The following is a 13,694-nucleotide window of genomic DNA, read 5'->3' as shown; positions in this document are numbered from 1 at the left end:
AAGCCTCATAGAGAACTCCTCGCTTGACCAGGTACAATTCTAGGTACTAGGTTTCGAGGTCGGGTTACAGTCATCTCTACGCTCTTTGATTCTGAGTCAGGCATTACGATCTGAAGACCTTCGATTGGCATTCCAGACGGATTTAAGAATTCCGGCACTACCACCAAATTACCTTTGAGTCCAGGTCGATCTAACGTTGGGCAGTAGTCTACATAAAGCGTATCTCTTCCTTGTTCGGCTTGGACGCGTACATTGAAATCTATAGGTTTAGGTAACGTAAATACCGTCGCTGGCAATACCTGATTGATCTCACGTGTTAGTATGTCCGCAGCCTGATTACCACCTATAGGCGTCGGCCCTGCAGTGGATTCTATATCCAGTTTTATTCTTCCTAAAGCGAATGTTTTGGGGAGATTAGAAAACCCAAATTCAAGGCATTGCCCTCCCCAATCACTATCTACTGTCCTGACTGAAACTACCGCCGCCACTGGTTTCGGAGCACAGCATATATTTTTAATTGTATCCACTACCCCAACCGCTTTAGTTATAAAATCAAACACAAGGATTGCGGCGGTGAGCAGGGCGGCAATGCTAACCCATTTTAACTTTATTCTCCCCATTTGAGACCTATTTTCGTTATTCATAAGCAATATCCTTCAGACTAAATTGGGCCCATTGTTTTCTCAGACCTAACGCCGTACACAGCGGCGCGAACGCATTGAGCGTCTAGCGTAATTTATTGCGCGATGCTGGTGCGGCTTGTTAGGTGATTGCCAGTATGTACTTTGCATGATCAATTGATGAACCCTCAAGCCGTGGAAACACATACTCGATTTCTGCCTTTGGCAACCGAAGATTATCTTTGCTGTACACGGCATTTGAGATGCCATTCAAGATGCTCTCTAATACCATCTCACTTTGCTCTTCTATCAATCGTTGGCCAAGTAGCCTCGGGCGCGTTATGATGGATGTTTGCTCTCAGGTACAAACTTGCAGTTGCCTCCTTCTTGTCAAAGATCTGTTGGTTGTACTCTATACGACTACGGTCCGATTTTCTTTGGGAAACGCCAAGTGCGGACCCGCATGCTTGGTGGTGTGGGGGCTGGGGGAGAAAATCCCCCGGCTACCAGATTAGCCGTCTAATTTTCGACAACCTCAAAAGTCATTTTCTCTTCGCTTTTTGATATGTTCTTTATTGATAATCCTGAGTCAGAGCCGTCCCAAAGCAATGTTGAAGGTACGCTGTCGTGTGAAAGAGCAATTCCCTGCACATCATCAAAAAAATCACCACTATCTCCTGTATTCTGATTTCTCTCCAAATCTAGATGGCCATCCGCTTGCAGTAAACCACATTGGTAATGTGCCGTGGGAGTTCCACCCTGATGTTCATTGGAGCCAAGTGTATCGCAATGATATACAGCAATCCCTGACGATGGTAGATGGCTATCAAGCCCTTTTGTATGCCGGTTTTCAATCAAATAGTATTCGTTCAACTCATCGGTCTCATATATATATACAGACGAGTAATCCCCATGTTCGATTTCGTATTTTTTTGGTGAATTGACTTTTACTCTTTTAGGCCACCCTGCGAGATCTCTTAAATAGGCAGAAATGGAAGATGGTGTCTTGCCGCTATCTAAATGGTTGCCTGAGCTCATCAAGCAATAACGCCCCATTCCGGCGCTTTTTTGGAAATCTCCATCACGCTTCCCATAATCGTAAAGATCCGGAAACCGGCATAGCATGTGCCCGCTTTCATGACAGAATGTTCCGATACTAAGACCATCAGTATCGAGTCCTAAACTCGATATTTGATAGAAATTCGATGAGTATCCGTTGCTACTCCAGTCGAGCGTGTGGTTGTGAGGCCATAACCATCCTTGATATAAAGTTCGACCAGCATACATAAAGCTTATTGCGTCGATTACTCCTTCTCCAAGAGAGTCATATCGGGACAGTTCTATTCCTTGAGCAACTATTTCATTCAGAACATCAGCAAAGAAGGGTCTATTCACATAGAATTGACGATTCTTGGGGAGCGTGATTGGACCCAAAACGTCATTTGCATAGTCTAATTCACCATTTGACATATTTGAGAAATATTCACGAACCGAACAATGATTACCGTGACTGCTATAGCTGTCATCGTTAAGCATCGACTCAACATCAGCTTTTGTTACTGCTGATTTAACATCAGCAAATTCAACTATAATGGTAAGACCAATTACTTTTCCCATTGAAACTCGACGGCCATTAAGCAACCCATTATTTGGACCGAATGTTCTTAGCGTATCAAATGGTAAAACAGGAGACAGTTCCGGTTGCATCAGAGTAAAGCGACTATCAAACTTTTTGCGTCGAATATCAGAGTTCTCCCTTAAATGTCTTTTTATTCTCTTAGGTGGCTTTCGATCAATTGTTATACGAGATGAAACCAAGCATCCATGTACTTTCTCTGCAAAACAGAACTCTCCGATATCGCTATCGTATATTGCTGTATACCCGTCAATCGTTTCATATCTTGAATAAAATTCATCCCCATTTACCAGTAACTCCACATCTTTCCCGTTTTCTTGAGGGAAAATTAGCTTTTCATTGAAAATTGAACTCATCTCATTCTCCTCATATATCGATAATTATTAAAGTAGGGATATCCTCCAGATAAGGTCAAACTGTCATTCACTCACATTTTTCTGGATTTGCTTTGCACTTAACTAATCGTTGCTGCTGAGCGATTAGGTCCGCTTCAGCTTTTACTTGGTTTGCTTCTTCAGCAGTTGTCTCTTTTTCAAATTCTGCTAACAATGCATCAGATACGCTTAGTGCTTGACTGGTACCTGACTCCCCAGCGTACTGAATGCTTGTAAGAGCCCCCGATTCTGAAAAGGTAGTTGCTAAAGTAGTTTTGCCAAATAAAGCTGGTTTAGGAATGGGGATATCGTAAAGAGTGCCAAACTGCGAGACGTGAATGTCGCCTTTCCATATTTTACTATCAGTAGCTGGAGACATGCTATTTTTAACCAGAACACCGATGTTAACTATGCCGGGATGGCGAGCTTTTAGTACTGCATCATGATCTTTTTTCTCATACAGAACTGGTATATTTGCTGAACTAGGCACTCTTCCTATTTGCCCAAATAACTTTCCAAGTATATTACGCAGGTTGCTTTCGTAAAAGGTACTAGAGTGATCTGGGGTGATAGCTTGAAGACTATTATTGTTGAGGCTCAAGGATCCATGATATTTGATTGTTAAAGGATCACCTTTTCCAGTGTCCTTTATGAATTTACACTCTTTTATAAACGGAGATTCTATATCGGTTTCAGGTGATTCGAGGGCAATAGCAGCAGCTCCAATTGAGATAGTTGTTTTTAATATTGCTTCCCCCTGGCCTGTGTTTATTGAATTAAAAGATTGTAGACGTCCATCGTCGTAAAAATCAAACTTCACGTCGCTATCAGAAAAGGCACCTCTGACTTTAGATAGATCGATTAAGACAAAATCATCTTTGTTATCAGATGCGGCGTGAGTGACAGAAGGTATTACCGCGTTAGCAATGATAGGATTTTGATTAGCATCACATGATACTGTTCTTATCACCGTGATATCTGCTTGACTTTTTGGCAAATAATATCCAATAGTTGCATGAGGCAAGCTTGAGCAGCCAGTTAAAGGTAGCGTTGCAGTTGCAAGTAATAATAGAAATTTCCTGTTCATACTGCCTCCAGCGTTTATGTGGTTAATAATAAGGTGCTTTATGAAAGGTTTTCTTCGTGAAAACTAGGCATTTTCTATGCCGTTATCGTAACTTGCTTGCAACTATCTGTTAATATATCAAATTTCAATATATTTATGTTTATTCCAATATGACTTTGAAGAGGAAGTTGGTGCATATGGCGCAATTGAGTTGGTGGATATGAACCAAGCACCAATTTGTATGATTAAAAAATAGTGGGGTAAGAAAAAAGGTTTACGGTCAGAGGAGTTGGTATGATTTGTTGAACAAAATCGAGAAAGATTAAGGTGGGTGTTGGTAATATCTAACAATCACCAGTCTGGCTTGGTAAAGATGTTTCCTGTCCATCGCTGATCTTGATTCCCAAGGTCAGTGACCGACTCCTCACCTCATCCCACCTTAAGAGCAACAGGAATTATGTTGCGAGTTGAGTTATGTTGCGTCTTTTCTTCCCTGCTTGTTTTTCTTCTCTGTTTTTGCAGTTAAAATCAGTTACCTCTTCTTCCTCCTTTTTCTTTGGATTTTCTTCCTTTTCTTGAGCGATAATAACGGGAAAGTAGTCATAACGGACGAAAGGCCCGAAGCTGCCACTTCGAGCCTTTCTACGGAACCCCGTTAATACGGAAGCCCCACCAACGCCTTTATCTAACCACGGCTTCCGTTTTTCTTCAAGGCGGAAGCATGGAGATCATCTTACTGAAGGCTGTTTTATGCAGGCGTTGCGGCAGAACTTTTTATATCTGCCAAAGCTGCTGGCGAGGACAGGCTTACTGTTGTGATTTCTGTCGGCACCGTTCCCAGCGAGAAGCCCACCGTTTAGCCCAGCAAAGATATCGCAGGACCGTAAAAGGTAAGGAGGCCCACCGACAAGCGGAAAGAAGGCGAAGAATGCAAGGTGCTGAAAAAACCGTGGATGATGCATCTTCAACACCTGTCATTGTTCATGATAGATTGCCTCAACGTCACCCGTTTACCGTTCCCTGCTGTCACTTTTGCGGCAGAGTGGGGTTGGTTGTGGAGCATTTTCCCCGGCGGGGATATGGAAGGCGGTTTTCAGGAGCCAATTATACATCATTTTGACATCATGGAGGGGCACATGACCAACAGAAAACCGCTTATTTACGATCGAATCAGGAAAATAGATGGCAGCTTCGCCTGGATCGCCCACCGTTTTCTACGAAGCGGCTATTTTACCAGCCTCGGCCACCATGAACTGCTCCTGTATTTTTTCCTGGTGCTTGTGGCTGACCGTCAGGGGCTTTCCTATTATCACTATGACAAAATATGTTCCTTGCTCTGCCTGTCTTTGGATGACTATATCGTTGCCCGCAACCTGTTGATAGACAAAGATCTGGTCGCTTTTGACGGTACCTTTTTTCAGATTCTCTCCTTACCACGAAGCCCGGTGATCATGCCAGCCAAGCTGCTCCAAGGCCAGGACGACATGCAGACATTACGATTCGTGTTTTCCGCAAGTATTTCCTCAAACACATTGCTGTCATGGACGGAAGCGTCAGTTACTTTCCAGCCACGGATGAATTTATGCTTAGCATCAACGGAAATATGATTTTTGTAGCCAAAAAAGGATTTGCCGTTCTTCTTGGTCCAGCGAGCGTCAACATCTTTTCTACGCCGCTTGTTCTCACCCCATTGAACCGGGGTCTTGCCTTCGCGCTTTATCTGTTCATTTTCTTCACGGCTATTGGGCTGTATCGGAGTCTTCACAATAGAGGCATCTACTATCTGCCCTTTCAGGGCTGTATAGCCACACTCCTGCAGGTGCACTTCAAACTGAGAAAACAACTCTTCGATTATCCTAGCATTTTTCAAATCCTCACGAAAAAGCCATATAGTTGTTGCATCCGGAACTTTGCTCCCTATGTGCAACCCGAGAAAACGGCAAAAAGAGTGGCGATCGAGAATTTGATATTCGGTGGCGTCGTCGGAAAGGTTATACAGAGACTGAAGTACAAGAATTTTAAAGAGCAATATGACATCATATCCTTTCGGTCCCGCTGCAGACTTACGGGGCTTCTGTCGAGCCTTTTCAAGTGCAGGACGAAAGATTTCCCAATCAACAGCTTGATTGATTTTGGTAAGCGGGTCACCGTTGCTGTCGATTTTACGCATCCGATTATCAAGGTCGAAGAATCCTGGCTGAAACATGTCGGCTCCATCAAGTAAAAAAAACGGCTTAGAAGATGATGGAAAAGCATAACATAATATCAATATTCCAGACAGTTAAAACACTTCTCTCGCTCGTTTTGCTGTAATAATTATTCGAGAAACCCCTTAGTGTTTCTTAGAGCTTACCCTGACAGACATAATGCCTGACAGATAACGAAATCTCCCCACTCCTGTTCTGTTTTTATTCTTGCGCGGATTTCTCCAAAACACAACAAATTGAGAGCGAGTCACTCTGTAGAGAAGGTCATTAACCTAAAGAAAAAACTTCTGAGCTTACATTTATGTAATTTTTAAATTCAAATTTGAACAAATACACACAATAAGGTAGCAAGCATGTTGTCATGCTGCAAGATGCTTTCTTTCCAACCACCTCTCAGGTACTCAGAAAAATACCATAATATTAGTATATTATAACCATATTAATGGGGTGTCACACGTTGAGGCCGTTTTGGCACAAAACATGCTACTTATCTTGTATCTTATAACATGTAAGATGCTTTTTAGTGTAGCTGCTTAGCATTTAGTTATGCTTGGAAGCTTAATTAAAGTGGACACGAAATTAATACATGGAGAAAAATGATGAAACGACAACTTCTTTCCCTTTGCTTAACTTTTGCACTTGGCCTGGGTTTGGCTGCAACGCCGCAACATGCACAGGGCTCAGAAGATGCTCTGGAAAAAATTGGGAATTCCGGAGTAGTTAAAGTAGCTGTCCCTCAAGACTTTCCCCCTTTCGGATCTGTTGGGACGGATATGAAGCCCATTGGCTATGATATTGACATGGCAGCCTTAATAGCTGGTGAACTTGGCGCCAAACTTGAATTGGTACCGGTGACCAGTACTAACCGGATCCCATACCTCACTACAGGTAAAGTTGATTTGGTTATTTCCTCATTGGGTAAAAACCCCGATCGCCAGAAAGTTATCGATTTTACTGATGCCTATGCACCATTTTTTAACGGTGTATTTGGGCCAAAGAATGCAAAAGTAGAAAAAGCCGCTGATCTTGCGGAAAAAACAATCGCTGTAACCCGTGGCTCCATTGAAGACCTTGAACTCACAAAAATTGCGCCAAAGTCAGCTGTGATTCAACGTTTTGAAGATAACAGCTCAACCATCTCTGCCTACCTTTCTGGTCAGGTGGAATTGGTTGCTACAGGCAACGTTGTTGCGGCTTCCATTAATGAGCAAAAACCTACTAAAATGTTGGAATCAAAGTTCCTCATTAAAAATTCGCCCTGTTACATCGGTATCAATAAGAAGCAATCCAAGCTGATGAGCAAACTCAATGAGATTATTGCTGCCTCAAAAACAAATGGTACTCTTGAGGTTATCTCTCAGAAATGGCTCCACATCAAACTTCCCCAGGAGCTGTAAGCAGAACGTGGCGGTCACCTCAGTGGCTGCCACTCCCCTCATTCTATGGAGGCCTTCAGTATGGTGTACCAATTTTCCTTTGAAGCCATTCTTAGTAACTGGGAGTTACTGGCAAAGGGTGCAGCACTGACAGTGATGCTGACAGCAATCGGTTCAATTGTTGGAATCGCTATGGGTACTGTGGGGGCAGTGTCCCGTGCCTGGTCACTGCCTGTTTTATCACCTTTTTTTACCGTCTATATCGAATGTATTCGCAATACCCCCTTTCTGGTGCAGTTGTACTTTATCTTCTTCGGCCTCCCGGCACTTGGGGTAAAGCTAAACGGTTCGGAGGCATCGATACTGGCGATGATCATTAATTTGGGTGCCTATTCTTCTGAAATTATCCGGGCAGGGGTTGTATCGATTCCCAAAGGACTCCTTGAGGCTGCTGAATCTCTTGCTATGAATCGTTGGCAGGCACTTCGGTATGTGATTTTGCGACCGGCATTTAAAAATGTATGGCCTGCCCTCTGTAGTCAGATCATCATCGTCATGCTGGGTTCTTCTGTCTGTTCTCAGGTTGCCACCCAGGAGCTGACTTACGCGGCAAATCTTATACAGACACGAACCTTTCGGGCCTTTGAGATATACTTTGCCAGTACCTTAATGTACCTGGCGCTCGCAGTTATGGTGAGAAAATGTCTCCAGTTGATCGGTGTGTATTTTATTGAAGGGAGGCGGGCATGATTCAGTTTACTCTTTGGGACATCATCTCCCACCTGCTAATAGGTATGGGGTGGACAGCAGGTCTTTCTGTTGCTGCTTTCATTCTCGGCAGTACAGCCGGAATGGTAACACTTTTCGCCAGGATCTCACCAAAGCCATTTTTACAGATTGCTGCCAAATTATACATTGAGTTTTTCCAGGGTACCCCTTTGCTCATGCAGCTGTTTTTACTTTTTTTCGGCCTCGCGCTCATTGGGATCGATATTTCACCAATCATTACTGCCCTAATCGGATTGACGCTCTTTACCAGTGCTTATCTTGCCGAGATTTGGCGGGGATGTGTTGAGTCTCTCCCCTTCGGCCAATGGGAGGCTTCTGCGAGCCTTGCAATGAACCGTTGGCAGCAGATGCGTTATGTCATACTACCCCAGGCGGTTCGGATTTCTCTACCACCCACAGTCGGCTTTTCCGTTCAGGTGGTCAAGGGTACTGCCGTTACTTCCATTATCGGTTTTATGGAAATAACAAAAACCGGCACCATGATAGCCAATGCGACATTTAAACCGCTGCTTGTCTATGGGTTAGTTGCTTTGGGATATTTTTTAATTTGTTTTCCACTGTCGGCATTTGCCCGGCGCGTAGAGAGAGGGTTGCATGTCACTCATTCACGTTGAAGAACTACATAAGAGTTTTGGTGATCTCGAAGTGTTAAAAGGGGTCACGTTCAAAGTTAACGAAGGCGAAGTCGTCGCCATTATTGGACGTAGCGGATCGGGAAAAAGTACTCTGCTTCGGGTGCTGAATGGGCTGGAGTCATTTGATGATGGGGTCATCAATATCGAGGGCGAAAGGGTAAGCGGCCTCAAGGCAGACCTTATTCCTCTCCGGTTAAAAGTGGGCATGGTTTTTCAGCAATTCAACCTGTTTCCCCATCTCAGTGCCGGTGAGAATGTAATGCTGGCACCTCAAGTGGTAAAAAAGGTGTCTAAACGAGAAGTTCGCGAGCTTGCTGAAGATGTGCTTGAGCGGGTCGGGCTTGCTGATAAGTTTAATGCCTTTCCCGATCAATTATCCGGGGGGCAGCAGCAGCGGGTTGCCATCGCACGGTCCCTTGCAATGCAACCCAAGGTCCTGCTCTGTGATGAGATTACATCAGCCCTGGATCCGGAATTGGTGAGCGAGGTGCTGGAGGTTGTGCAGCGTCTTGCAGCTGAAGGGATGACCTTGATCATGGTAACCCATGAGATGCGATTTGCTCGTGAGGTCGGAGATACCCTGGTATTTATGCACCAGGGCAAAGTACATGAAATGGGGAGTCCCCGCGAGTTGTTTGCCAATCCCCGTACCCCAGAGCTGGCATCCTTTGTCAAATCGGTTTCTTAACAATAACCCTGATAGGTTTTTACTCGACTCTGAACAGAAACCTGCAGTATTGCATAAAAGAGAACATCCATGAATCGTGAAGTACTTCCGTTTACTCGTTTTTTGTCGGATTCCTGCCTCAGCTACCTCCTTGATCGGGCTACTCCTGTCTCAGGTGTACCAGGTTTAGCTGAAATTGGCTCGTGTACAGGTCTTGAAAACGATAATAGCCTGCAGTTTGTTTGCGAGCTTTACCAGCAGACAAAAAATGATTTAATTCATGTCCTTGAGCAGCGAGATAGAGACCGGGAATTTATTGATACCGAGACCACCAAGTGCCTTGAAAAGAACAAACAACAGGATATCAACTATCTTGCAGATACCTATGCCACCGTTATCGGGTTACGAGATCACCAGGACAGGGTTGTAGTCGGGCCTGTTTCCGACCACTATTTCAGAGGCAAAGGCGCGCAGGTTGCAAGAATACCAAGATGGCTGGCACCCCCCCATGTGACGCTTTTCGGGCCACCTGATTCTGCTAAGTTGTCAATTAATGCCATGAACGCATTTTATCGACAGCTTAAAAAAGAACCAGAAGTTATAAGTCGGCTTCTTGCAAAATCGGAGAGCAGGCCCAAGTGGGGTGCAGATGATGAGGATTCAAAAACACCTTTACGCCACGACCTGATGTTAGCCAGCCAGAATTTGACGCAGTGTTTTGATAGATCTCTTACGGTCGTTGAACAGGGTAGAGAGTATACAATCTCTCAGGATAAATCTTCCCTGCCTATAAAACGAATTCCGGGGATAGCATTGCCCTCCTATTTTCTTTTTTATCAAGACAATCCGATTCCACTGCATGTGTATGATTTTGCCCTTCACCTATACCATTGCTGGGATAATCCAAAGGCTCTGGTTTTCTACATCCCAAAGCTGGAAAATGAGGAAGAGGCAAGATACCTGAGAACACTCATATCCACTGCGGAATCACTGATCCAGGATCGTCACCCCCAGTATGAGCTAGGAACAATTCGCCTGATGATTGTAATTGAAAATCCACGGGCGATTTTTCGGGTGAATGAAATAATGGATGCGCTAGCACCCTATTTCGCAGGGGCATCCTTGGGATGGCACGATTACATTGCTGCGACGGCAAGGTTATTTAAAGAGGACCATAACTATCGAATCCCAGTCAAAAGCGATCCGGATATCGTGATTAAATACATCAAGGCGAGTCATGAATTGCTCGCCAATGTGGTTGGTAAACGAGGGGGAATCAAAGTCGGAGGCATGTATGGTGTGCTTCCCGATTCAGTTGATATAACAAGTGATTCCTTCCAGGTTTCCATCAAGGGCTTTATTCGGGATGTCGTGACCCAACTAAAACGCGATTTGAATGGATTTTGGGTGGCCCATCCTGATTTCGTTCGTGTCGGAATGGCTCTGATGCAGGCATGGAATGAATATCAGCAAGGGGATCAGGCATCAATGGATGATTTGGTCCGATCCCTGCTGCAGCCCAAGTACCATGAAGAGATTTTACGCTTTGTATACGGAAAAGATATTAACGGCCTGGATGCATCGTGCAGCAATTTCCCCAGGGCTCTTCTGGCTGCAGACCTTGTTGAATCACAGCAGAATCCAAGCAACGATGAGGCAGAAGTTCGGTACAATGTTTTTCAAAGTCTGCAGTACATAACAGACTGGCTTACTGGCAATGGCTGTGTTGCTCTGCCTGCAGCCCTAGAAGGACAACCTGTACGCATCATGGATGATCTTGCTACTGCAGAGCGCTCAAGGTGGGAAGTGTGGCATGAGGTATATCATGGCCGTTTTGGTCGAAGACGGTTAGTTGAGATCGCCCATGAAGAGTTACAATGTATAAAAAAAGATCAAAAGGGGGAGACGAAACGAGTTCAGGTGAAATGGAATGCGCAGACAGGTAAATGGTACCCGGTGGCGCTCAGGCTTATCCTCCAGATGATGACTAATAGCAAACCGGTTGAGTTTGCCACCGAGTTACTGCTTCCTTTCACCATTGGTGAGATTCAGGCATCTACAGATCCCTGGCAGGAGATCTGCAAGATCGATAAGGAAAAATTCACACTTGAGTCAGATATAGAAGCATACTGTTTGGAATTCAGGAAACTCGTACAGTAACGAAGTTACATTACTATCAGGCAAGATATCTCATAGCATCATATGAGCACAGCATAAAGGAGCAATCATGGGTTACCCAGAAGGACTTTTAAAGACAAGAGCAGTGATAAAACCAGGTCAATATGCGGTAATTCCTCCTCAAGGGAGGGTGAAAAACGTTATCCCAAACATTGAAGGCTGTGATATGTCCATTATTGCCTCTCCTAAAATGGGAGCGAGTTTTGTGCAGTATATAGGGACGGCCCATCCAGGCGGCGGAACCGTAAAACCCTTTGCAGATGATAACAATATAGAAAGTTTTATTTTTCTCCTTGATCCGGAAGGTGAAATGGAAGTGGTGCTGAATGGTAGCCAATACATCCTAAAGCCTTGTGGCTATGCATACTCATCACCGGACAGCAATCTTTCATTTATTAATCGGACAGAGAAGCCTGTTCGCTTTTTACTCTATAAGCAACGTTATATCCCGTTTGAAGAAAAACGTCCCCATGATGTTGTCGGAAATATTAACGAGATAGATGAACAGATCTATGATGACATGGAAAATGTTTTTGTGCGCGATCTCTTGCCAACAGATCTAAGCTTTGACATGAACATGCATACACTAAGCTTTCTGCCATCGGGCTGTCATCCTTTTGTTGAGACACACGTTCAGGAGCATGGCGCCTATATCTATGAAGGTGAGGGTATTTATCTGCTTGGGGAAGAATGGATACAGGTGGAAAAAGAAGATTTTATTTTTTTCGGGCCGTTTGTTCAGCAGGCTGTTTATGCGACAGGTAGAGGCCGTTTGACCTATATTTACTCTAAAGATTGCAACCGTGACCCTGAAATATAATATGAATTTCATTTAGTTAGGTGCACTTTGAACGTAAACTATATATAATAAAATGTGATGCTGCAGAATATAAGAGTCAATAAAAAACGCTTGCAGGAGCGTCTTGAAATAATGGCAGGCTTTGGAAAAATTGTCGGTCAAGGCATTACCCGCATTGCTTTGAGTCATGAAGATAAGTTGGGACGTGAGCAGTTGATTCGCTGGTTTGGAGAAGAGCAGTGCGAGGTAAAGATTGATGCCATTGGTAATATCTTTGCAATCAGGCCGGGGAAGAGGAGGGAGCTGGCTCCAGTTCTCACAGGGTCACATAATGATACCCAGCCTAACGGGGGCAGGTTTGATGGCACTTTGGGGGTCCTTGCCGGCTTGGAGATACTGAGTGTGTTGAACGAAAATAATATTGAGCTGGAGCGCGATTTTATCGTGGTTAATTGGACCAACGAGGAAGGTACCCGTTTTACTCCCGGTTGCACTGGTTCAGGAGTGTGGTGTGGAAAACTCGAACGGGAAGATATGTATGCATTGCAGGATCAAACTGGCACCAGCCTGAAGCAGGCACTCCAAGAGATCGGGTTTGCAGGTGATGCTGTTGGTCCCTCTTTGCCCCTTCATGCTGCATTTGAGCTACACGTTGAACAGGGGCCGGTGCTTGACAAGGAAAAGATCAGCATTGGCATCCCTGAAGGTATAGTATCGCCCCACTGGTATGATATTGAGATAAAAGGCGAGGCAAATCATGCCGGTTCTACACCGATGAGCGAGCGCAGAGACCCCTTGCAGGCTTTTTGTCGGATGGCAGCAGAAATACGTAGGCTGGCTGTTGAGACAGAGCATCTTGTGGCAACGATTGGCGAGTTGCATGTGAACCCAAATTCAAGAAACGTCATACCTGGCCAAGTCCGCTTTACGGTTGATATAAGAGGGTGGAACCAGGATGCTACCAGCAGGGTTTGCAGAGAGGTGGAGCAGGTCATTACAGAGATTAGCGAAGAGGAAAATTGTCGTGTCAATATTCAACAGATCTGGCAGGAACAGCGGGCTGATTTTAATCCCCGCCTGACCAAAATGGTGGAAGAAAGTGCGGATAAAGTCGGCCTTAGTTCCAAAAGAATGTACAGCGGTGCCTCCCATGACATGCTCTACATTAACCAAGTTGCTCCGGGGGCAATGATTTTTGTGCCCAGTATTGGCGGTAAAAGCCACTCGCCGAGTGAAGATACCTCCTATGACGATTGTGCGGCAGGAGCGGATGTATTACTACATTGTATCGTCAGGACCGCTAACGAGGTTGATGGGCGCCGGGGGACAATTGTCTGAAGAATAAAA

At 44.7% G+C, this 13,694-nt stretch carries 12 protein-coding genes; 8 read left to right on the top strand and 4 right to left on the bottom strand.

The window, feature by feature from the left end:
• Window positions 1-5: 5 nt before the first annotated feature.
• The 3 genes from ACHZCY_RS03180 to ACHZCY_RS03170 all read right to left on the bottom strand — a co-directional run bounded on the left by ACHZCY_RS03180 (window position 6) and on the right by ACHZCY_RS03170 (window position 3,717).
• Window positions 6-644: a hypothetical protein gene (locus ACHZCY_RS03180; protein ID WP_319547796.1), complete on the bottom strand. Its 639-nt coding sequence runs from the start codon at window positions 642-644 to the stop codon at window positions 6-8.
• Window positions 645-1,139: 495 nt separating this feature from the next.
• On the bottom strand, window positions 1,140-2,612 hold the full coding sequence (locus ACHZCY_RS03175; RefSeq protein WP_319547795.1) for a M6 family metalloprotease domain-containing protein: 1,473 nt from the start codon (window positions 2,610-2,612) through the stop codon (window positions 1,140-1,142).
• Between the two features lie 67 nt (window positions 2,613-2,679).
• Window positions 2,680-3,717, bottom strand: a complete 1,038-nt coding sequence (locus ACHZCY_RS03170; RefSeq protein WP_319547794.1) for a hypothetical protein — start codon at window positions 3,715-3,717, stop codon at window positions 2,680-2,682.
• 700 nt (window positions 3,718-4,417) lie between these two features.
• On the opposite strand from ACHZCY_RS03170, the gene ACHZCY_RS03165 reads away from it, so the two are divergent.
• Window positions 4,418-4,816, top strand: coding sequence for a hypothetical protein (locus tag ACHZCY_RS03165; RefSeq protein ID WP_319547793.1), 399 nt, complete (start codon window positions 4,418-4,420; stop codon window positions 4,814-4,816).
• Between the two features lie 297 nt (window positions 4,817-5,113).
• Here ACHZCY_RS03165 and ACHZCY_RS03160 read toward each other — a convergent pair whose 3' ends face one another.
• Entirely contained in the window at window positions 5,114-5,902 is a 789-nt protein-coding gene (locus ACHZCY_RS03160) for an IS5 family transposase (RefSeq protein ID WP_319547792.1), read from the bottom strand.
• 597 nt (window positions 5,903-6,499) lie between these two features.
• On the opposite strand from ACHZCY_RS03160, the gene ACHZCY_RS03155 reads away from it, so the two are divergent.
• The 7 genes from ACHZCY_RS03155 to ACHZCY_RS03125 all read left to right on the top strand — a co-directional run bounded on the left by ACHZCY_RS03155 (window position 6,500) and on the right by ACHZCY_RS03125 (window position 13,685).
• Window positions 6,500-7,300, top strand: coding sequence for a transporter substrate-binding domain-containing protein (locus ACHZCY_RS03155; protein WP_319547791.1), 801 nt, complete (start codon window positions 6,500-6,502; stop codon window positions 7,298-7,300).
• 60 nt (window positions 7,301-7,360) lie between these two features.
• Window positions 7,361-8,029 (top strand): amino acid ABC transporter permease, encoded by a 669-nt coding sequence (locus ACHZCY_RS03150; protein WP_319547790.1) that lies wholly within the window; start codon window positions 7,361-7,363, stop codon window positions 8,027-8,029.
• Window positions 8,026-8,682: an amino acid ABC transporter permease gene (locus tag ACHZCY_RS03145; protein ID WP_319547789.1), complete on the top strand. Its 657-nt coding sequence runs from the start codon at window positions 8,026-8,028 to the stop codon at window positions 8,680-8,682. The genes ACHZCY_RS03150 and ACHZCY_RS03145 overlap by 4 nt, the downstream gene beginning before the upstream one ends.
• On the top strand, window positions 8,663-9,391 hold the full coding sequence (locus ACHZCY_RS03140) for an amino acid ABC transporter ATP-binding protein (protein ID WP_319547788.1): 729 nt from the start codon (window positions 8,663-8,665) through the stop codon (window positions 9,389-9,391). Before ACHZCY_RS03145 ends, ACHZCY_RS03140 begins: the two co-directional genes overlap by 20 nt.
• A gap of 69 nt (window positions 9,392-9,460) precedes the next feature.
• Window positions 9,461-11,530 (top strand): aldolase/citrate lyase/malate synthase family protein, encoded by a 2,070-nt coding sequence (locus tag ACHZCY_RS03135; protein WP_319547787.1) that lies wholly within the window; start codon window positions 9,461-9,463, stop codon window positions 11,528-11,530.
• A 67-nt stretch (window positions 11,531-11,597) separates the two neighbouring features.
• The gene (allE, locus tag ACHZCY_RS03130) at window positions 11,598-12,368 is read left to right on the top strand and encodes a (S)-ureidoglycine aminohydrolase (protein WP_319547786.1); all 771 of its coding nucleotides are present in this window, start codon (window positions 11,598-11,600) and stop codon (window positions 12,366-12,368) included.
• 57 nt (window positions 12,369-12,425) lie between these two features.
• A complete protein-coding gene (locus tag ACHZCY_RS03125) occupies window positions 12,426-13,685 on the top strand; it encodes a Zn-dependent hydrolase (RefSeq protein ID WP_319547785.1) in 1,260 nt (419 codons plus the stop codon).
• The last annotated feature ends 9 nt before the right edge of the window (window positions 13,686-13,694 follow it).

It is taken from the genome of Desulfogranum marinum (assembly GCF_963675105.2).
GTDB lineage: Bacteria > Desulfobacterota > Desulfobulbia > Desulfobulbales > Desulfobulbaceae > Desulfogranum > Desulfogranum marinum.
Note: the sequence above shows the minus strand (reverse complement) of the source record. Positions and strands in the feature narration are given on the sequence as shown.